The organism is Pseudolysinimonas sp., assembly GCF_039912695.1.
GTDB lineage: Bacteria > Actinomycetota > Actinomycetes > Actinomycetales > Microbacteriaceae > Pseudolysinimonas_A.
The window spans coordinates 171,483-189,722 of the sequence record NZ_JBDSPJ010000013.1 but is presented as its reverse complement, the minus strand read 5'-3'; the positions used below and the strand labels follow the sequence as shown (position 1 = coordinate 189,722).

The window sequence follows — 18,240 nt, the reverse complement described above, 5'->3', positions numbered from 1 at the left end:
GTGCCCTCGACTCTCCCGATCGCCGACCCGGCTCCTGCCGACGGCCTGCTGCCGACGTCGATGACGGACGGCGTCGAGGGGCGCGACTTCGGCGTCTACCTGCACGTGCCGTTCTGCCGGGTGCGCTGCGGGTACTGCGACTTCAACACCTACACATCTGCCGAGATCCGGGGCGTCAAGCAGTCGGATTACGCCGCCCAAGCCATCTCCGAGGTCGCCCTCGCGGCCCGCGTGCTCGAAGCCGCGGGTTTGCCCACCAGGAGTGCGCAGACCGTGTTCTTCGGCGGTGGCACGCCGACCCTCCTCCCCGCTTCGGACCTGGGCGCGATGCTCGACTCCGTGACGACGACCTGGGGTCTCGCCGAGGGCGCCGAGGTCACGACCGAGGCGAACCCCGACTCGGTCGACGCCGCGTCCCTGAAGCAACTCAAGGCGGCCGGGTTCACTCGGGTCAGCTTCGGGATGCAGTCGGCCGTGCCGCACGTCCTCGCGACCCTCGAGCGCACGCACGATCCGGCACGCATCCCGCTGGTCGTGAAATGGGCACGGGATGCCGGCCTCCAGGTCAGCCTCGACCTGATCTACGGCACGCCGGGGGAGTCGCTCGACGACTGGACGGCATCCCTCGACCTGGCGTTGGCGCAGGCTCCCGACCACCTCAGCGCGTATGCGCTGATCGTCGAAGACGGAACCAAGCTCGCCCGCCAGATCAAGATCGGTGAGGTCGCCCAGCCCGACGACGACCTCCAGGCCGACATGTACGACCTCGCCGACGAGACCCTCGCCGCTGCCGGCTACGACTGGTACGAGGTCAGCAACTGGGCGACCTCGACCGCCACCCGAAGCCGGCACAACCTCGCCTACTGGACCGGACAAGACTGGTGGGGGATCGGACCCGGCGCCCACAGTCATGTCGGCGGCGTGCGCTGGTGGAACGTCAAACACCCCGCGGCCTACGCGGCGCGGCTCGAAGCCGGCGAGTCACCGGCCGCGGGGCGAGAAACCCTGGATGCGCAAACCCGTCGGGTCGAGTCGGTGCTGCTTCGGTCGCGGATCTCCGACGGGTTGCCGACGGCAGAACTCGAAGCGCCCGGCCGGCGGGCGGTGGCCGGGTTGATCGCGGAGGGTCTGGTTGAGGGCGGCCCCGCCATCCACGGACGGGTCGTGCTCACACGCAAGGGCAGGCTGCTCGCCGACGCCGTGGTGCGACGTCTCCTGGGCTAACCCGCTCCGACGGCTGACCCGCTCCGACGAAAACCAGAAGAGCCGGACCCGAGGGCCCGGCTCTTCTCAAACGAGGTCGCGACTACTTGATAACGCGGATCGCGAAGGGGTAGCGGTACGTGCCACCCTTCTGAACCTTGAGACCGCCAAGGACCGACAGCAGGATGTTGAGGCCAACGATCGCGAGCGTCGGGATTCCCAGAACGATGAAGATCGCCCAGTACGGACCCTCGCTGAATCCGAACGCCAACGAGACGATGATGTTGTAGACGATGATCGACGACACGATGATCCAGACGACCAAAATCGCGACCGCGGTGATCTGGAAGTTCAGCGCCTCTTTCGACTCAACGAGAGTGCGGGGTCCCCGCTTGCCGAACACCAGGTAGATGACGAGCGCAGGCACCAGCGACAGGAGCGCCAGGATTACCTGAACAATGACGCTGCCGGGAACGCCGCCAATGAAGCTCACCAGCGAGAAGCCCACGAAGATCGTGAAGAGGCTGATTGCGCCGCCGAAGTGGGCGAGCATCGCCCACTGCTTGTCGCCGGCCTCGGTGAGCGGACCAGCAGGCTGAGCCGGGATAGCTGGCTGCGGAGCAGCAGGCTGCGCGGGAGGAGGAGGAGGGGTGCTCATGTGGGAAGGCCTTTCAACGAGTTAGGTGGCGGGTCGGTCACAAGCTAGTGCCTCGCGGTCACGTGATGCAACGGGCCACGCTGATGCACGAAGAGCCGGACCCGAGGGCCCGGCTCTTGCAGATGCGGTGGGGGCTACTTGATGAAGCGGATGGCGAAGGGGTACCGGTACGAGCCACCGGCGCTGACCTTGGTGCCGCCCTGGATCGAGAACAGCACCACGAACACCCAGAGAGCGACGGGCAGAATCCATCCGATAACGAACCAGAAGCCCAGCGTCACGAGACCGAGGATGCCGTTAACGATGCCGATCGCAACGCCGATGATGGCCACCGTGATTCCGAAGTTCAGGGCTTCTTTACCTTCGACGTTCGACTTCGCGCCACGGTCCTTGAAGAGGACCCAGATGATGAGCGGCGGGATGAGCGTGAGGATGTTCCCAAAGTGAGCGAACGACGCCCACTGCTGGTCTTCCGCTGCGGTGAGAGGTGGCTGCGGTGCCGGAGCCGCGGGCTGCGGAGTGGTCATGACCTTCATGCCTTTCGATGAGCGAATGTCGGCACCTGCCGACGCCAGTGATAACACTCGAACGGTAGCGCTGCCTCATCACCTATGCAACGGCCCGGCGATGGCGTGTCGAGCTATCATTGGCAGTCGATCTGATCGAGTGCTAACCGCGGAAGGGGGCTCGCATGGTCTCCGAACGCAGCCTCGAGGTGCTCCGCGTGATCGTGGAGGACTACGTCGCATCCCGTGAGCCGGTCGGTTCAAAGGCGATCGTGGAGCGACACTCCTTCGGCGTCTCGGCCGCGACGATCCGCAACGACATGGCGCAGCTCGAAGAAGAAGAGCTGATCGCGGCTCCGCACACCTCGTCCGGGCGCGTCCCCACCGACAAGGGCTACCGCGTCTTCGTCGATCAGCTCACCGAACTGCGTCCGCTGAGCGCCGGACAACGGCAGGCGATCGAGGTGTTCCTCGGCGAAGCTGTCGACCTTGACGACGTGCTCGCGCGCACGGTTCGGTTGCTGTCGACTTTCACGAGTCAGGTCGCGCTTGCGCAGTACCCGTCGTTCGGCAGCGCCCGGGTGCGGCACATCGAAGTCGTCGCGCTCGGCCCAACCCGCCTCATGACGGTACTGATCACCGACACCGGCCGCGTCGATCAACGCCTGCTGGATGTCGCCGCTCCTCTTGACGACAACGCCGTGGCCGAACTGCGTGAGCGGCTTAACACGGAACTCGGCGGCCTCGGCCTCGCAGACGCGGCTGCGAAGCTGCCCACCCTCACCGCTGCCTTCCCCCGCGAACGCGCCGAGCTGATCGCGTCAATCGCAGCGAGCATCGGCGAGCAGGTCGCCGCCAACCGACAGGACCGTCTCGTGGTGGCGGGGTCAGCGAACCTGGCTCGCACTGAACGCGATTTCAGCGGCAGTATCTACCCGGTGCTCGAAGCCCTCGAGGAGCAAGTGACGATGCTGAAACTGTTCGGCGAAATGCAGATCGAGGTCGACGAGGTGCGAACCAGCATCGGGCGCGAGCACGAGTCATCCGGGCTGAGCGAGACGAGTCTCGTCGCGACCGGCTACACCGCGTCGGGAGGAGGGCTCGCCCATCTCGGCGTGCTCGGTCCGACCCGGATGGACTACTCGAGCAACATGGCTGCGGTGCGTGCGGTGGCGCGATACCTCACACGACTTCTCGGTGAGGACGACCGCGGGTGACCGACCACTACGAAGTTCTCGGAGTCTCGCGCACCGCGAGCACTGAAGAGATCAAGAAGGCGTACCGCAAGCTGGCGCGCGAGTTGCATCCCGATGTGAATCCGAGTGGGGACGCCGCCGAACGCTTCAAGTCGGTCACTCACGCCTACGACGTGCTGAGCGACGCCAACCAGCGTGAACGCTACGACCTAGGACCGCAGACCGGCTTCGGCGGCGGAGGCGGCGGGGCGACGTTCGGTTTCGGCGACATCTTCGAAACCTTCTTCGGCGGTGGGCAAAGTCGATCAGCTCCCCGCTCGCGCCGTGAACGCGGGCAGGACTCCCTCCTACGGGTTGAGGTTGAACTCGAAGAAGTCGTGTTCGGCGTGCACCGTGACATCGATGTCGACACCGCGGTCACGTGCGAGGCGTGCGGCGGCTCGTGCTGCGCGCCCGGCACCTCCGTTGTCACCTGTGACATCTGCCGGGGGAGCGGTCAGATCCAGCGCGCCGTTCGGTCGCTGCTGGGCAACGTCATGACGTCGAGCCCGTGTGGAACCTGCCGCGGCTACGGCACCGTCATCCCGAACCCGTGCCCAACGTGTGCCGGCCAGGGCCGCGTGCGCGCCAAGCGCACGATCTCGCTCGACGTCCCGGCGGGAGTTGAAACCGGCACGCGACTGCATCTCCCCAGCCAGGGTGAGGCCGGCCCGGCGGGTGGATCCAATGGGGACATCTACCTCGAGGTCAAGGTCAAGCACCACGAGACCTTTAGCCGCAATGGCGACGATCTGCTCGCGACTCTCGAAGTGCAGATGACGGATGCCGTGCTCGGCACCCGCGTCAGTCTCGGATCGCTCGATGGCGAGGTTTCGATCGAGATCAAGCCGGGCACGCAGAGCGCCGACGTCGTGACCGTCAAGGATCGCGGCATCACCCACCTGCGCGGTGCGGGTCGCGGAGATCTGAAGGTGGGCATCCAGGTGGTGACGCCGGTGCGGCTCAACAGCAAAGAGCAAAAGCTGATGGAAGAGTTCGCTGCCTCGCGTCGCCCGGTCGCGCCCGAGTTCGCGACGTTCCAGCAGGGGCTGTTCGCGAAGATCCGCGATCGGTTCTTGGGCGTTTAGCTCGGTCGCGCATGGCTTCGCTCTATCTCGCGGGTGATCTCGCTCGGCAGCTAAATCTGGGAACGGATGCCGTGGCCGGCTCGGTCGTGACGTTCGGCGGCGAGGAGGCGCGGCACGCGGTCTCGGTCGCTCGGGTGCGCATCGGCGAGAAGATCTCACTCGGCGATGGCGCCGGTCTCGTGGTGTCGGGTCCCGTGCTCTCGATCGACGATGGCGTGGTGTCGGTGACTGTCGAGTCCTCGAGCCTCGACCCTGCGACCCTTCCCGAGTTGTGGTTGGTGCAGGCGCTCGCGAAAGGCGATCGGGACGAACTCGCCATCCAGGCCGCTACCGAACTGGGCGCGGCCGGCGTGATCCCGTGGGCGGCCGAGCGGTCGGTGTCGCGCTGGGACGGCCCGAAGGCCGACAAAGGCCGCGAGCGGTGGGCGTCGATCGTGCGCGAGGCGACGAAGCAGTCCATCCGATCCCGCATTCCGGTCGTCGAACCGATGATGTCGACGGCCGCCGTTGCGAAACTGGCGGGCGTCATCCTGGTGTTGGAACCGACGGCGACCGTGACGCTCACTGCGGTGCCGCTTGACGCTGACCGGATCACCCTCGTGGTGGGACCGGAGGGCGGCATCGCACCGCGCGAACTCGAGACTTTCCTGTCTGCTGGCGCAACGATCGTGCGGCTAGGCCCCGAAGTGTTGCGCACGTCCACGGCTGGACCCGCCGCGCTTGCCGTGTTGAACGCGAGGCTCGCGCGTTGGTAGGCGCACGGTGGTAGCTGGAGTGCCGACCGGTCCGGTTGAGGTTCCCGACCTGGTGCGCGCCTTCGCGGATCAGATCGACGACGTGGTCTGGCGCAACGAACTCGGCGGCCTCACCTTCGTTGCCGGTGACCGCTTTCTCAAGTGGAATCCACGGGGCAGCGGGGTCGATCTGGAGGACGAGCGGGTGCGCCTGATCTGGGCGCGCACGATCGGGCATCCGGTTCCTGAAGTGCTCGACCTGGGGCGCGACGACCAGGGTCAGGTGCTCGTCACGCGAGCGCTCGACGGCGAGGGCGCGGTCTCACCGACCTGGGTCGAACGACCCCGTGACGCCGTCCTCGCGATCGCGGCCGGACTTCGGGCGCTCCACGATAAAGTGCCGTCCGCAGCCTGTCCGTTCCGCACCCCGTGGATTCCGGCGGATGCTCCGCGACCGGATGACGGGGCCGTCGTGATCCATGGCGATGCGTGTGCACCGAACACGATCATCGGGGTCGACGGCCGCTTCGTTGGGCATGTCGATTTCGGAGCGATCGGGGTCGGCGACCGCTGGGCGGACCTGGCCATTGCCAGCCTGAGCCTCGACTGGAACTACGGCGAAGGATGGCAAGACGAGTTCTTCGCCGCGTACGGGATCGAGCGCGACGAAGACCGCATCGACTACTACCGTGCCGCCTGGAACGCCTAGGACACAGAGTGCCTAGGACACCGAGCGCCTAGGTCGAAGGGCTGAACGAGATGAGTCCGACGGTGTTGCCCTCGGAGTCGCGAATGAAGGCATGGCGTTGGGGCGCCGCGTTCGAGCAGCAGGCGCACACCGTCGAGATCGAAGAACAGAAGCCCGGGAGGATCGAACTTCGCGGTCGGCTCGACCCCGAGCAGCCGGGCGTAGAACTGAGCCGCACGATCGAGGTCATCGGCGTGCTGGGCGACTGACGAGTTGCATCGGACCTCCTCTTCGCCGCCAGCGTACTGAAGCCCGGTTTTCGCGTGGGTCGAAACCGTAAGCTGGAGGTCATGTCAGAGGCCAGCGTCTTCGAGCGAATCGTCGCCGGAGAAATCCCTGCCTCGAAGGTTTTCGAGAACGACCGTGTGCTCGCGATCCGCGACATCGCGCCGAAGGCGCCCGTGCACCTGCTGGTGTTCCCGAAGGTGGGAACGTACCCGAACGTTGCGGCGCTCGCCGCGGGCGACGCGGGCCTGCTTGCCGAACTCGTTTCGGTCGCGCAGCACCTTGCAGACGAGCACTGCGGCGGGGAGTTTCGGTTGATCTTCAACACGGGTGAAACCGCCGGGCAAACGGTCTTTCACGTGCACGCGCACGTTCTCGGTGACCCCGAGCACACCGGTGCACTGACCGAGGGAACGCTGTGAGCAGGGGAACGCTGTGACGGAACTCGGCTCTGCTGCGCCACAGCGTGCGGAACTCGAGGTGGATGGTGTCGCCATGGTGCGCCTGCTCGGGGCACAAGACCGGTTGCTCACGACCATCGAGCAGCGCTATCCCCAGGTGAGCATCCTGGTGCGTGGCAACCATGTCAGCCTCGAGGGGCCTGAAGCCGAGCTGCGTGCTGCCGAGCGACTCCTGCTTGAGTTGGTGGCGATGGTGAAAAACGGCGTCGACCTCGGTCCGACCGATGTGACGACCGGTGCCCGCATCCTGGAACGCGGTGAGGGAAGCCCAGCCGAGGTGCTGAGCCAGGCCATTCTGACCAGCCGGGGCAAGAGCATCCGTCCCAAGACTCTCGGCCAGAAGGCGTACGTCGACGCGATCGACCTCAACACGATCACCTTCGGCATCGGTCCCGCCGGTACCGGCAAGACCTACCTGGCGATGGCGAAAGCCGTGCAGGCTCTGCAGCGCAAAGAGGTCGACCGCATCATCCTTTCTCGGCCGGCGATCGAGGCGGGGGAGCGGCTCGGTTTTCTGCCCGGCACCTTGACTGACAAGATCGACCCTTATCTTCGACCGCTCTACGACGCCCTCAACGAGATGATGGATCCCGAGTTGGTGCCTAAACTGCTCGCCTCCGGCACCGTCGAGGTCGCTCCGCTCGCCTACATGCGCGGGCGCACCCTCAACAACGCGTTCGTCGTGCTTGACGAGGCACAGAACACCACCCCCGAGCAGATGAAAATGTTCCTCACTCGGCTCGGCTTCGGAACCAAGATGGTCATCACCGGCGACGTGACACAGGTCGACCTTCCGGCGGGGGCTTCGGGCCTGAAACTGGTGAGCACAATTCTGAACGAGATGGATGACATCCACTTCTCGCGTCTGACCAGCGACGACGTCGTGCGCCATTCGCTGGTCGGCCGAATCGTCGATCGCTACACCGAGTACGACGCGACGCAGCAGGCACGGCGGTACCAACGCGAGAACCCGCCGGAGGTATCGACATGAGCATCGAGATCAATAACGAGTCGGGCGTCGAAGTCGATGAAGCATCGCTCCAGCGGCTTGCGACGTTCGCCCTCGATCACCTGCACGTGCACCGAGATGCCGAGCTCGCCATCCTGTTGGTCGACGAAGCGGCGATGGAGCAGTTGCATGTGCAATGGATGGACGAACCGGGTCCGACCGACGTGCTCTCCTTTCCGATGGATGAGCTGCGGCCCGGAAGTGAAGACGAGATCACCCCGCCCGGACTGCTCGGTGACCTCGTCGTGTGTCCGCAGGTCGCGGTCGCCCAAGCGATTGAGGCTGGCCACAGCGCCGCCGACGAGATGCACCTTCTGACCGCTCACGGCATCCTGCACCTGCTCGGCTACGACCACGCCGAACCCGATCAGGAGCGCGAGATGTTCGACATCCAGCGCGAGATTCTGGTCGGCTTCACGCTCGCCGAACGACGACGGTAACGCTGTGATCGGAATCTTCGTCGCCCTCGCGGTGCTGCTGGTTGCCTTCGGCGGGTTGCTTGCCGCGGCCGATGCGGCACTCGGGGTCGTCAGTCGCACCGACCTGATCGACCTCGCGGCCAACCGACGCACGCGGTCCTCGCTGTTGGCGATCGCGGCGGATGTCGGCGCTCACGTCAACGCGTTGAACTTCATGCGCGTGCTCTCCGAGACGACAGCGGCGGTGCTCGTCACCCTCGCGTTCGCGTCGGTGTTCGCCGACTGGTGGTGGATTTTGCTGGCCTCGGTCGTCGTCATGACGGCGGCATCGTTCGTGCTCGTCGGGTCAAGCCCGCGCTCGGTGGGCCGCGCTCACGCCCGCGGGTTGCTCGGATTCTCAGCACCGATCATCCGGGCCGTTCGAGTGATCCTGGGTCCGCTCGCCGATGCCCTGGTCGCGATCGGCAACCGGGTGACCCCCGGCCGCCCGCGCACTCAGACCTTCTCGAGCGAAGAACAGCTGCTGAGCATGGTGGATGAGGCGGCCGAACTCGACGTGCTCGAGCAAGACGATCGGGAGCTCATCCACTCGATCTTCGAATGGGGCGACACCGTCGTGCGCGAGGTCATGGTGCCCCGAACCGATATGGACACCCTCGATGACGACACCACGATCGCGCAAGCCATGGCGGAGTTCCTGCGCACCGGCCATTCGCGGATGCCGGTGATCGGCAAAGACGCCGACGAGGTGTTCGGGGTGCTCTACCTGCGCGATGTCGCCCGGCTGAGCTTTGAACAGCCGAAAGATGCGAAAACGGCCTCAGCGCGCGACCTCGCTCGTCCGGCTGAGTTCGTTCCCGAATCCAAGAAGGCCGACGACACCCTGCGACAGATGCAGGTGAAGAGCATCCATCTCGCGCTCGTGGTTGACGAGTACGGCGGAATCGCGGGGCTCGTCACGCTCGAAGACCTGATCGAAGAACTGGTCGGTGAAATCGCCGACGAATACGACCGCGAGACCCCGGATGTGACGCACCTGGGCAGCGGAGTCTTTCGGGTGAGCGCGCGGCTGCCCCTCGACGAACTGGGCGACCTGTTTGGGATCGAACTCGACGACGACGACGTCGACACAGCCGGCGGCCTGTTGACGAAGACCCTGGGTCGTCTGCCCGACGTCGGGTCGGCTGTCGAACTGTCGGGAATTTGGCTGCGTGCCGAACGGGTCGAAGGCCGCCGCAAACTGCTGCGCACGATCGTCGTCGAGGCCGACCAGGCGCTGCTCGACGCCAGGGGTGCGTTCGAGATCGACAAGTCCGACAAGACCGACGAGAAGAACAAGGAGCACGCGGGATGACCGCTATCCATCGCGCGGGGTTCGTCTCGTTTGTCGGGCGGCCCAACGTCGGCAAGTCCACGCTCACCAACGCTCTCGTCGGTGAGAAGGTCGCGATCACGTCGTCGAAGCCGCAAACCACGCGCCGCGCCATCCGCGGGATCGTGCACACCACTGACGGCCAACTGATCATCGTCGACACCCCCGGCGTGCACCGCCCGCGCACGCTGCTCGGACAGCGTCTCAACGATGTCGTCACCGCGACCCTCGGTGACGTCGACGTGATTGGGATGTGCATCCCGGCGCCCGATCGCATCGGTCCGGGTGACCGGTACATCGTCGATCAGCTCGCCGACTACCCGCGAGCGAAGAAGGTCGCGATCGTCACCAAGATCGACGCCGCATCGCGTCCGGCGGTCGCCCAGCAGTTACTCGCAGTGAGCGAATTGGCGGACTGGGAAGCGATCATCCCGGTGTCGGCGACCAGTCGCATCCAGCTCGATGTTTTGACCACGCAACTGGTCGCCCTGCTGCCGGAGTCGCCCTCGCTCTACCCCGACGAGCAGCGCACCGACGAGACCCTCGAAGCGCGCATCAGCGAACTGATCCGTGAGGCGGCGCTTGAGGGAGTTTCTGACGAACTGCCGCACTCGCTCGCCGTCACGATCGACGACATGATCGAGCGCGACGACAAAGACCTGGTCGAGATCTACGCCAACCTCTGGGTCGAACGCGACAGCCAGAAGGGCATCATCATCGGCCACGCGGGGGAGCGCCTCCAGGATGTCGGCGCCCGCGCACGTGCCGAGATCGAACCGCTCGTCGGCAAGCAGGTGTTCCTGTCGATTCGGGTGAAAGTCGCCAAGGAGTGGCAGCGCGACCCCAAGCAGCTCGGGCGTCTCGGCTTTTAGAACCTCTGCCCGCCTGAACCTCGGCCCGCCTGGGGGATGACCGACAGTCAACCTCGCGACGGATGCCGGAAGGGGTGACTGCGACGTAGCGTGAGGGCATGACGGAGAGAGAATTCATCGACCGGTTGAAGGTCTGGTTCTCCCTCGCCAACTTTCGGAAGTACCGCTTGGTCGTTGAGTGCGTTGTCGCGGCACTCTATTTCATCGTGGCGTCCGTGGCCGTCTCGGACTTCAGTGGCGTTCTGGGACTGCTTTCGGTGCTCCTCCTGGCGTCGACGATCGTGCTCTATCGCATCCAGCCGTTCCTGTCGCTCGCCATCGGCGCGCTCGGCGCTCTCACGATGCTGGCCAGCTCGTACTTGTCGAACCTCGGGAGTTTCGCGGTTTACGCACCCCTCTTGCTGGTGTTCTTCGGCACGGCCGCGTACGGGAAGCCGACGACCAGGTGGACGGGTCTCGTCGGAACTTTCGTGGCGTCGTTCATGATCTTCGGTAGCTACGGGGTTTCGTTTTCGGGACTGTTGATCTATTTCTTCGCGTTGGCCTTCTTCGCGCTCGCCTGGGTGGCGGGAATGTTGGTCTACGTCAACCGGGGTCGAATGCGAGCCGAGTCCGGGGAGATCGTCGCGACAGCGAAGCTCGGCGAGGTGAAGCATGAGGTCACCCTCGAGCAGGAGCGCAACAAAGTCGCTCGCGACGTTCACGACATCGTCGCCCACTCCCTCGCTGTGGTCATTGCCCAGGCGGATGGCGCGCGCTACGCGTCGAAGGATGTTCCGGCCCCGGTGGTAGAGGCTCTCGAGAACATCGCTGCGACGGCTCGCGCGGCGCTGACAGACGTGCGGGTGCTCCTCGGCGAGTTGCGGCACAACCAGGAGGCCGGGCCGCAGCCCGGGATGAACGACCTTGACGCCCTCATCCGTGGTTTTCGGGACTCCGGGCTCCAGGTCGAGTGGAACAGTTACGGCACCGCGGGCCCGCTCTCTGATCCCGCGGCGTTGGCGGTGTATCGGATCGTTCAGGAGGGGCTCACCAACGCCTTGCGTCACGGTGAAAGGGCCACCCCCGTCGAGCTGGTGTTCGACTGGGGCGCCGCCAGCCTCACTGTCATCGTGACGAACGCCCTCCCCCAGGGCGCAACGATCCTCGCCAACACCGCGGGCCACGGCATCCCCGGGATGCGGGAACGCGCGACGCTGGCCGGCGGGGAACTCGAGGCAAGCGACGGAACCAACGGTCGGTTCCGGGTGCGCGCGACCGTCCCGTTCGCCCGCGCGTCGGCCGCCGCGGTGGCCAGTTGAGCATCCGCGTTGCCCTGGTCGACGATCAGCCGCTGTTCCGCTCGGGCCTGCGGATGCTCATCGACTCGCAAGACGACCTCGAGGTCGTGGGCGAGGCTGGCGACGGCGAGGCCGCCCGCGGGATGGTGCGCGACGCGAAGCCCGACGTCGTTTTGATGGACATTCGGATGCCGGTCGCCGACGGCATCCAGGCGACGCAGGGAATTGTGGCGGATGCGGTCGCCGGCGGCAGCATCGGGCCGCGCATCCTGGTGCTCACCACGTTCGACCTCGACGAGAACGCCGCGAAGGCGATCCGTGCGGGTGCGAGCGGATTCGTGCTGAAAGACGCCGAGCCCGAGTTTCTGCTTGCCGCCATCCGGACCGTGCATTCGGGGACCGCGGTGATCGCGCCCGCGGCCACGGCCGAACTCTTCCAACATTTCGGGGAGCGTGCTCCGCGGCCCGGCGACCCTGACGTCGAGCTCGCCGACCTCAGTACGCGTGAGCGGGAGATCTTCATGCTCGCCGCGCGCGGTCTGTCAAATTCCGAGATCGCGAAGGCTGAATTTGTGAGCGAGGCGACCGTGAAGACTCACATCTCGCGCGTCCTCGCGAAGTTGCGGCTGCGCGATCGCGTGCAACTCGTGGTCTACGCCTTCGAGCACCGACTGGTCTGAGCCGCTTCGGGCGCGTGAGTCGCGGGCCGTGAGATCAACGATCGACGAGAGCCGGCTGCACCGCGACGACGTCGAAGCCATAGGTCGCGTCGAAGTAGGCCTGGATGGTGCCGTCGTCGTAGATCACGCTCACCCACACGTAGCCGTTCTCGGTGTGCGTCGAGAGCACGGTCACGACCGACGAGTTCATCAGATCGTTTTGGATGTGCGTCATCCCCTCGGCCGTGCCGGCGCCGGCGTTGGCGGGGTCGAGGCGCGGGTCGGGGTCGTGTTTCATCGGGTCGTACAGCGCGAGCGGAATCGGCGACTGGGTTGAGGTGAAGGTGGTGCCGTCCCAGGTGCCGAATACGGCGAAGGTGCCCCAGGTCACGCCACCCGACGATTCCTTCAGATCGATGGTCGACCAGTCCCAGCCAGCGATCGCGGGTCCCGTGCATTGCGGCGGATACGACTGCGCGACGACACCGAGACAGAGCATCGCGGTCTCGCCATCCTTTTGCAGCACGGTGCCCTGCCCCACGACTTCGCCGGGGGCTGTGATCGTCGCGCTCGGTGGTACCGCGCTGCCGGGGGTTGCCGAGGCGCACCCGGCCAGAGCAAGGGTCGCGGCGACAAGAAGCAGGACAGGGCGCAGAAGTCTCACTCCACCAGTGTCGCCGCAGGAGCGGATGACGGCCACCCAACTATTCGCGCGAGTCGAACGTCAGCACGCCTCGCGGTCATCCTCCCGACGGAGGTCGATCGTTCTTGCGCCTGATCCGCCGCGCGGGCCCCCTGCCTAGCGTTGATCCTATGGAGAACGACTTCGCCGCCCGCGTGCGGCACCTCAACAAGACTTACGGCCACGACGGCAACATTGTTCACGCCCTGCGCGACGTCTCGCTCGACGTGCGTCGCGGCGAATTCACGGCGATCATGGGGCCGTCTGGTTCGGGCAAGTCGACCCTGATGCATCTGATGGCGGGGCTCGACTCGCCGACTGCGGGGGAGGTGTGGCTCGGACCGCTGGAGATCGGCAAGTTGCCGGATGCCCAGCTCACCCTGGTGCGCCGACGTCGCGTCGGGTTCGTGTTCCAAGCCTTCAACCTCGTGCCGACTTTGGATGTGCGCGGCAATCTGCTGCTGCCGTTCGAGCTCGACGGCCGCAAGCCGGACTCGGCCGAGCAGAAGTGGATCGATGAACTGATTGCCTCCCTCGGCCTCGCCGACCGGATGACGCATCGCCCGCACGAGCTCTCCGGCGGGCAGCAGCAGCGGGTCGCGATTGCGCGGGCGCTTGCCACGAGGCCGGATGTCGTGTTCGCCGACGAGCCGACCGGCAACTTGGATTCTCGCACCGGTCGAGATGTGCTCGGCCTGCTGCGTCAGGCGGCGACCGAGCACGGGCAGTCGATCGTGATGGTCACCCACGATCCGATCGCCGCGTCGTACGCAGACCGGGTCGTCATCCTGGGTGACGGGCAGATCGTCGCCGACCGCGCACGATCGAGTGCCGAAGCGATCTCGGCGTTCATGCTCTCGCTCGAGGTGCAGTCGTGAAGCAGCACGGGGCGAGCGTGATCGTCGCGATCCTCGGCTCGGCGTTCGGCGTGACGCTGCTGCAAGTAACCGGCGCGCTCGCCGCGGCACTGCGGGGGGATGACGTCACGGGTTCGAGTAACACGGTCGCGCTGTTGCTGCGCATCACCGCTTTCGTCTTCATCGTGATCGCGGTCTACGTCTCGGCCGTTGTCACGTCAAACACCTTCTCGACGATCGTCGCCGGCCGAGTGCGCAGCATCGCGCTGATGCGCCTGCTCGGCTCGTCGGCCCGCCGGGAGCGCGGCCGCATCGCACGGGAAGGCCTCGGCGTCGGCGTCGTCGGGTCGCTCGCGGGAGGGGTGATCGGCACCGCGGTGGCCTTCGGCATCGAGCGCGCCGCCGTGGCGACCGGGGTCGTCCCCCCATCCGGCTACTTGTACAACGACCCGGTGGTGCTCATCCCGATCGCCGGAGTCGTGCTCACCACCTGGGCCGCCTCCTGGGTGGGGTCGCGTCGCGTGACCACCGTCACCCCGCTCGAGGCGCTGGGTCGCAGTGAGGAGCTCAGTCGCGAGCAAACGCTGGCCCGGTCGGGGCGCAACCGCACGGCTCTCGTGCTCGGCATCCTCGGCTTGCTGCTCCTGGTATTCGGGGTGCTCGTCGGGCTGGGGTCGCCGCTCGGTGTGTTGATCGCCCTTCCCGGCGGGGTGCTGTCGTTCACCGGAATCGTGCTTGGAGCGGATGTCATCATGCCCCCCGTACTGCGGTTGGTCGGGCGCCTCTCAGGACGCAGCGCACCGGCACGACTCGCTGCCGAGAACGCGGTGCGACACCCACAGCGCAGCTCGCGCGCGACGATCGGACTTGTGATCGGGGTGACCTTGGTCACGATGTTCGCCGTCGCAATGGCCGGGTTCGAGGCGTCGATTCGCGAGGCCCAACGTCAGCAGCCCGAGACCTATCAGGGGATCGATCAGATGCTGACCGCGACCACGACGGTGTTCTCGGTGCTGGTCGGTTTCAGCGGACTCATCGCCGCCGTCGGGCTCGTCAACAACCTCTCCCTTAGCGTGTTGCAGCGGCGTCGCGAGCTGGGCCTGCTGCGCGCGCTTGGCTTCTCGCGGCCCCAGGTGCGCGGGATGATCCTGGCCGAGAGTGCGCAACTCACCTTCGCCGCGGTCATCCTCGGTCTGGTGCTCGGGGCGTTCTACGGCTGGTGTGGGGCGCAGTCGCTCCTCGGCGCGGCATCCCACGGCATTGTGATTCCCGGGGTGCCGTGGCTGTCGATCACGCTCGTGGTGGTCGCCGGGGCAATCCTGACGGCCGTAGCATCCTGGGCGCCGGCGCGAGCGGCAGTTCAGATCTCGCCGATCGAGGCGCTCGCCGTCGACTGACGTCCCACCTAAATGAGAAAGGGCGCCCGGCTCCCCGGACGCCCTTTCTGTCAGGTCAGGAGACCTCTCGGTTCAGCAGACTAGATCGTCGCCTGGAAAGAGTTGGTGATGTTGGAAAAAATGTCGCTCGGGTCTTCGGCGGCGTCGGCGATCTGACCGCGCACGTAGATCACGTGGGTGCGGTCGGTGTTGACGGCGACGATTGCGAATCCTTCAACGCCGCTTCCAGCTCCACCGCAGTCTTCAAAGATGGATTCGAATCCGGCGTAGTACGGGTCGCTGTACGTCCCCGCATCCTCGTCGACGGTGCACGCCTTCGTGAGGTAGTCGCTGATGGACTCGAGGAACGTGGTCAGGTCGGCATCGGTCAGGTCGGGGTTCAGCGGGGCCGCGCCGACCTCCACACCCGATGCCGACCAGCCCGCGAAATAGTCGTCCAGGTTCGTGGCGGCGGCGATCGAGGCCCACTGTTGGCCGCCATTGTCGTCGAAGGGCGCAGTGTCGATGTCGGTCCAGGCAACGGGCACCGCGACGGCGAGCACCTTGAGGTCGTCTTGAACACTGACATAGCCGGCGGTCGGTGCAGCGGTCGGATCGACCTGGTTGCCGGTATCGATCGGCTCCGGGGTATCGCCGCCGACGCTGGCGAATCCGGTGGAGGTCGGCCTCGGAGTCGCGCCGCCGATGGCGACCGGCGAGAAGCAGCCGCTCAGAAGCGTTGCGGCGCTGAGTCCGACGGCGACCGCAATGGTCGCGCGGAGCAGGGTCGGGGTGCGGAACATGGACGTCCTCCAATAAATGCGCTGTGTGATGCCGGAAAGCAATCCCCCTCCGGCCGGTCCACAACATAGTGCAGCGAAGGTGCGTCTCGGTATCAACCACTCCGCACCGGAGCGGCGGTGCTAGCCTCGCAGTGTGTACTACGGTCTGCTTCTTCTTAGCTGCCGCGACGAGGGCTCATTTATCTAGCCCCCCTCGTCGCGGAGTTCGTCGTCGGCTGATCCCCGTTTCGACCAGGAAGAACCCTCCACGACCATGAAAAACACACAAACATCTTCTGGGATGCCGGTACATCGTTACCGCCCCTATGCCACCCAATTCAGCACCGACCTGACCGACCGCACCTGGCCCGACAAGGTCATTGATAAGGCCCCGATCTGGTGTGCCGTCGACCTTCGTGACGGCAACCAAGCGCTCATCGACCCGATGAGCCCGGAGCGCAAGCGCATCATGTTCGACCTGCTCGTCCGCATGGGCTACAAGCAGATCGAGGTGGGCTTTCCATCGGCGAGTCAGACTGACTTCGACTTCGTACGGCAGCTGATCGACGAAAACCTGATTCCGGATGACGTGACGATTCAGGTGCTCACTCAGGCCCGCGAGGAGCTGATCGCGCGCACCTACGAATCGATCAAGGGCGCCAAGCAAGCGATCGTTCACCTCTACAACTCGACCAGCATTCTGCAACGGGATGTCGTGTTCCGCACCGACCGCGCCGGCATTGTTGACATCGCCCTGCAGGGTGCGCGGTGGTGCACGCAGTATGAGGCGACCGTGCCCGAGACGAAGGTGTACTACGAGTACTCGCCGGAGAGCTACACCGGCACGGAGCTCGAGTTCGCGCTCGAGGTCTGCAACGCCGTGATCGAACACTTCCAGCCGACGCCGGACCGCAAGCTCATCATCAACCTGCCGGCGACCGTCGAGATGGCGACCCCGAACGTGTACGCCGACTCGATCGAGTGGATGTCGCGCAACCTCCTCAAGCGCGACAGCGTGCTGCTCTCCCTGCACCCGCACAACGACCGCGGCACCGCGGTCGCGGCCGCCGAACTGGGCTACCAGGCCGGCGCTGACCGCATCGAAGGCTGCCTGTTCGGCAATGGTGAGCGCACCGGCAACGTCGACCTCGTCGCGCTCGGGATCAACCTGTTCACCCAAGGGATCGACCCGCAGATCGACTTCAGCGACCTCGACGAGGTTCGCCGAACCGCCGAATACTGCAACCAGCTCAAGGTTCACGAGCGCTCGCCGTGGGCGGGCGACCTGGTCTACACCGCATTCTCGGGATCGCACCAGGACGCCATCAAGAAGGGCTTCGAGGCGATGGATGCCGAGGCGGCCCGACAGGGCATCCCGGTCTCCGAGCTCGCATGGGCCGTTCCCTACCTGCCGATCGACCCGAAAGACCTCGGTCGCGGCTACGAAGCGGTCGTGCGGGTCAACTCGCAGTCGGGCAAAGGTGGCGTCGCCTACCTGCTCAAGGCCGACCGTCACCTCGACCTGCCGCGTCGCCTCCAGATCGAATTCAGCGGCGTCGTGCAAGCCAAGACCGACATCGACGGGGGCGAAGTCACCAGCGACCAGATCTGGGAGATCTTCCAAGACGAGTACCTGCCCGCCGGCGACGCCGACGCGAAGTGGGGACGCTACGAACTGCTCGGTACCCGCACTGCAAGCGATATGGATGGCAACGTCTCACTCGAGATCAAAATGCGGGTCGACGAGGAGGTGCAGGCGGCGACCGGGAACGGCAACGGACCCATCGCCGCATTCCTCGGCATCCTCGCCGAGCAAGGACACGACATCAAGTTGTACGACTACGTCGAACACACTCTCTCGGCCGGCGGCGACGCCCAGGCTGCTGCGTACGTCGAACTTCAGGTCGACGGCAAACGGCTCTGGGGCGTCGGGATCGACGGCGACATCTCGACGGCATCGTTGAAGGCTGTCGTGTCGGCGGTCAACCGCTCGGTTCGTTCCGACGCCACCGACCGGGAGCTCGTCCCCGCCGGTTGAGCCTCGCGCTGTCGGGCGGCGCTCCTCAACCCACGG

20 protein-coding genes are annotated in these 18,240 nt (G+C 65.8%); 16 read left to right on the top strand and 4 right to left on the bottom strand.

Going from position 1 to position 18,240, the window contains the following annotated elements; translation table 11 throughout:
• Window positions 1-1,224: a radical SAM family heme chaperone HemW gene (gene hemW, locus ABIR17_RS04870; protein WP_348003234.1), complete on the top strand. Its 1,224-nt coding sequence runs from the start codon at window positions 1-3 to the stop codon at window positions 1,222-1,224.
• 82 nt (window positions 1,225-1,306) lie between these two features.
• Here hemW and ABIR17_RS04865 read toward each other — a convergent pair whose 3' ends face one another.
• The gene (locus ABIR17_RS04865; protein ID WP_348003233.1) at window positions 1,307-1,861 is read right to left on the bottom strand and encodes a DUF4870 domain-containing protein; all 555 of its coding nucleotides are present in this window, start codon (window positions 1,859-1,861) and stop codon (window positions 1,307-1,309) included.
• A gap of 134 nt (window positions 1,862-1,995) precedes the next feature.
• A complete protein-coding gene (locus ABIR17_RS04860; protein WP_348003232.1) occupies window positions 1,996-2,388 on the bottom strand; it encodes a DUF4870 domain-containing protein in 393 nt (130 codons plus the stop codon).
• A 164-nt stretch (window positions 2,389-2,552) separates the two neighbouring features.
• Between ABIR17_RS04860 and hrcA the strand changes: the two genes are divergently transcribed.
• The 12 genes from hrcA to ABIR17_RS04800 all read left to right on the top strand — a co-directional run bounded on the left by hrcA (window position 2,553) and on the right by ABIR17_RS04800 (window position 12,490).
• The gene (hrcA, locus tag ABIR17_RS04855) at window positions 2,553-3,584 is read left to right on the top strand and encodes a heat-inducible transcriptional repressor HrcA (protein ID WP_348003231.1); all 1,032 of its coding nucleotides are present in this window, start codon (window positions 2,553-2,555) and stop codon (window positions 3,582-3,584) included.
• On the top strand, window positions 3,581-4,690 hold the full coding sequence (gene dnaJ / locus ABIR17_RS04850) for a molecular chaperone DnaJ (protein ID WP_348003230.1): 1,110 nt from the start codon (window positions 3,581-3,583) through the stop codon (window positions 4,688-4,690). Before hrcA ends, dnaJ begins: the two co-directional genes overlap by 4 nt.
• 11 nt (window positions 4,691-4,701) lie before the next feature.
• Complete coding sequence (locus ABIR17_RS04845) at window positions 4,702-5,445, top strand: 16S rRNA (uracil(1498)-N(3))-methyltransferase (RefSeq protein WP_348003229.1); 744 nt, start codon at window positions 4,702-4,704, stop codon at window positions 5,443-5,445.
• Window positions 5,446-5,452: 7 nt separating this feature from the next.
• Window positions 5,453-6,133 (top strand): phosphotransferase, encoded by a 681-nt coding sequence (locus tag ABIR17_RS04840; RefSeq protein ID WP_348003228.1) that lies wholly within the window; start codon window positions 5,453-5,455, stop codon window positions 6,131-6,133.
• A 50-nt stretch (window positions 6,134-6,183) separates the two neighbouring features.
• Window positions 6,184-6,381 (top strand): hypothetical protein, encoded by a 198-nt coding sequence (locus tag ABIR17_RS04835; protein ID WP_348003227.1) that lies wholly within the window; start codon window positions 6,184-6,186, stop codon window positions 6,379-6,381.
• An 81-nt stretch (window positions 6,382-6,462) separates the two neighbouring features.
• Entirely contained in the window at window positions 6,463-6,819 is a 357-nt protein-coding gene (locus tag ABIR17_RS04830; RefSeq protein ID WP_348003226.1) for an HIT domain-containing protein, read from the top strand.
• A gap of 73 nt (window positions 6,820-6,892) precedes the next feature.
• Window positions 6,893-7,849 (top strand): PhoH family protein, encoded by a 957-nt coding sequence (locus tag ABIR17_RS04825; RefSeq protein ID WP_348003277.1) that lies wholly within the window; start codon window positions 6,893-6,895, stop codon window positions 7,847-7,849.
• Window positions 7,846-8,307, top strand: a complete 462-nt coding sequence (gene ybeY / locus ABIR17_RS04820; protein WP_348003225.1) for an rRNA maturation RNase YbeY — start codon at window positions 7,846-7,848, stop codon at window positions 8,305-8,307. Before ABIR17_RS04825 ends, ybeY begins: the two co-directional genes overlap by 4 nt.
• A gap of 4 nt (window positions 8,308-8,311) precedes the next feature.
• A complete protein-coding gene (locus ABIR17_RS04815; protein WP_348003224.1) occupies window positions 8,312-9,640 on the top strand; it encodes a hemolysin family protein in 1,329 nt (442 codons plus the stop codon).
• Window positions 9,637-10,530: a GTPase Era gene (era, locus tag ABIR17_RS04810; protein WP_348003223.1), complete on the top strand. Its 894-nt coding sequence runs from the start codon at window positions 9,637-9,639 to the stop codon at window positions 10,528-10,530. The genes ABIR17_RS04815 and era overlap by 4 nt, the downstream gene beginning before the upstream one ends.
• Window positions 10,531-10,628: 98 nt before the next feature.
• The gene (locus ABIR17_RS04805) at window positions 10,629-11,831 is read left to right on the top strand and encodes a histidine kinase (RefSeq protein ID WP_348003222.1); all 1,203 of its coding nucleotides are present in this window, start codon (window positions 10,629-10,631) and stop codon (window positions 11,829-11,831) included.
• Window positions 11,828-12,490: a response regulator transcription factor gene (locus ABIR17_RS04800; protein ID WP_348003221.1), complete on the top strand. Its 663-nt coding sequence runs from the start codon at window positions 11,828-11,830 to the stop codon at window positions 12,488-12,490. The genes ABIR17_RS04805 and ABIR17_RS04800 overlap by 4 nt, the downstream gene beginning before the upstream one ends.
• Before the next feature lie 34 nt (window positions 12,491-12,524).
• Here the strand turns inward: ABIR17_RS04800 and ABIR17_RS04795 are convergent, their stop codons facing one another.
• Window positions 12,525-13,133, bottom strand: coding sequence for a hypothetical protein (locus ABIR17_RS04795; protein WP_348003220.1), 609 nt, complete (start codon window positions 13,131-13,133; stop codon window positions 12,525-12,527).
• Window positions 13,134-13,282: 149 nt separating this feature from the next.
• On the opposite strand from ABIR17_RS04795, the gene ABIR17_RS04790 reads away from it, so the two are divergent.
• Together ABIR17_RS04790 and ABIR17_RS04785 are read left to right on the top strand one after the other, a co-directional pair.
• Window positions 13,283-14,029, top strand: a complete 747-nt coding sequence (locus ABIR17_RS04790; RefSeq protein ID WP_348003219.1) for an ABC transporter ATP-binding protein — start codon at window positions 13,283-13,285, stop codon at window positions 14,027-14,029.
• Window positions 14,026-15,405: an FtsX-like permease family protein gene (locus ABIR17_RS04785; RefSeq protein WP_348003218.1), complete on the top strand. Its 1,380-nt coding sequence runs from the start codon at window positions 14,026-14,028 to the stop codon at window positions 15,403-15,405. Before ABIR17_RS04790 ends, ABIR17_RS04785 begins: the two co-directional genes overlap by 4 nt.
• A gap of 80 nt (window positions 15,406-15,485) precedes the next feature.
• Here ABIR17_RS04785 and ABIR17_RS04780 read toward each other — a convergent pair whose 3' ends face one another.
• Window positions 15,486-16,187, bottom strand: coding sequence for a hypothetical protein (locus tag ABIR17_RS04780; protein ID WP_348003217.1), 702 nt, complete (start codon window positions 16,185-16,187; stop codon window positions 15,486-15,488).
• A gap of 253 nt (window positions 16,188-16,440) precedes the next feature.
• Between ABIR17_RS04780 and leuA the strand changes: the two genes are divergently transcribed.
• A complete protein-coding gene (gene leuA / locus ABIR17_RS04775; RefSeq protein WP_348003216.1) occupies window positions 16,441-18,204 on the top strand; it encodes a 2-isopropylmalate synthase in 1,764 nt (587 codons plus the stop codon).
• Window positions 18,205-18,240: the final 36 nt, after the last annotated feature.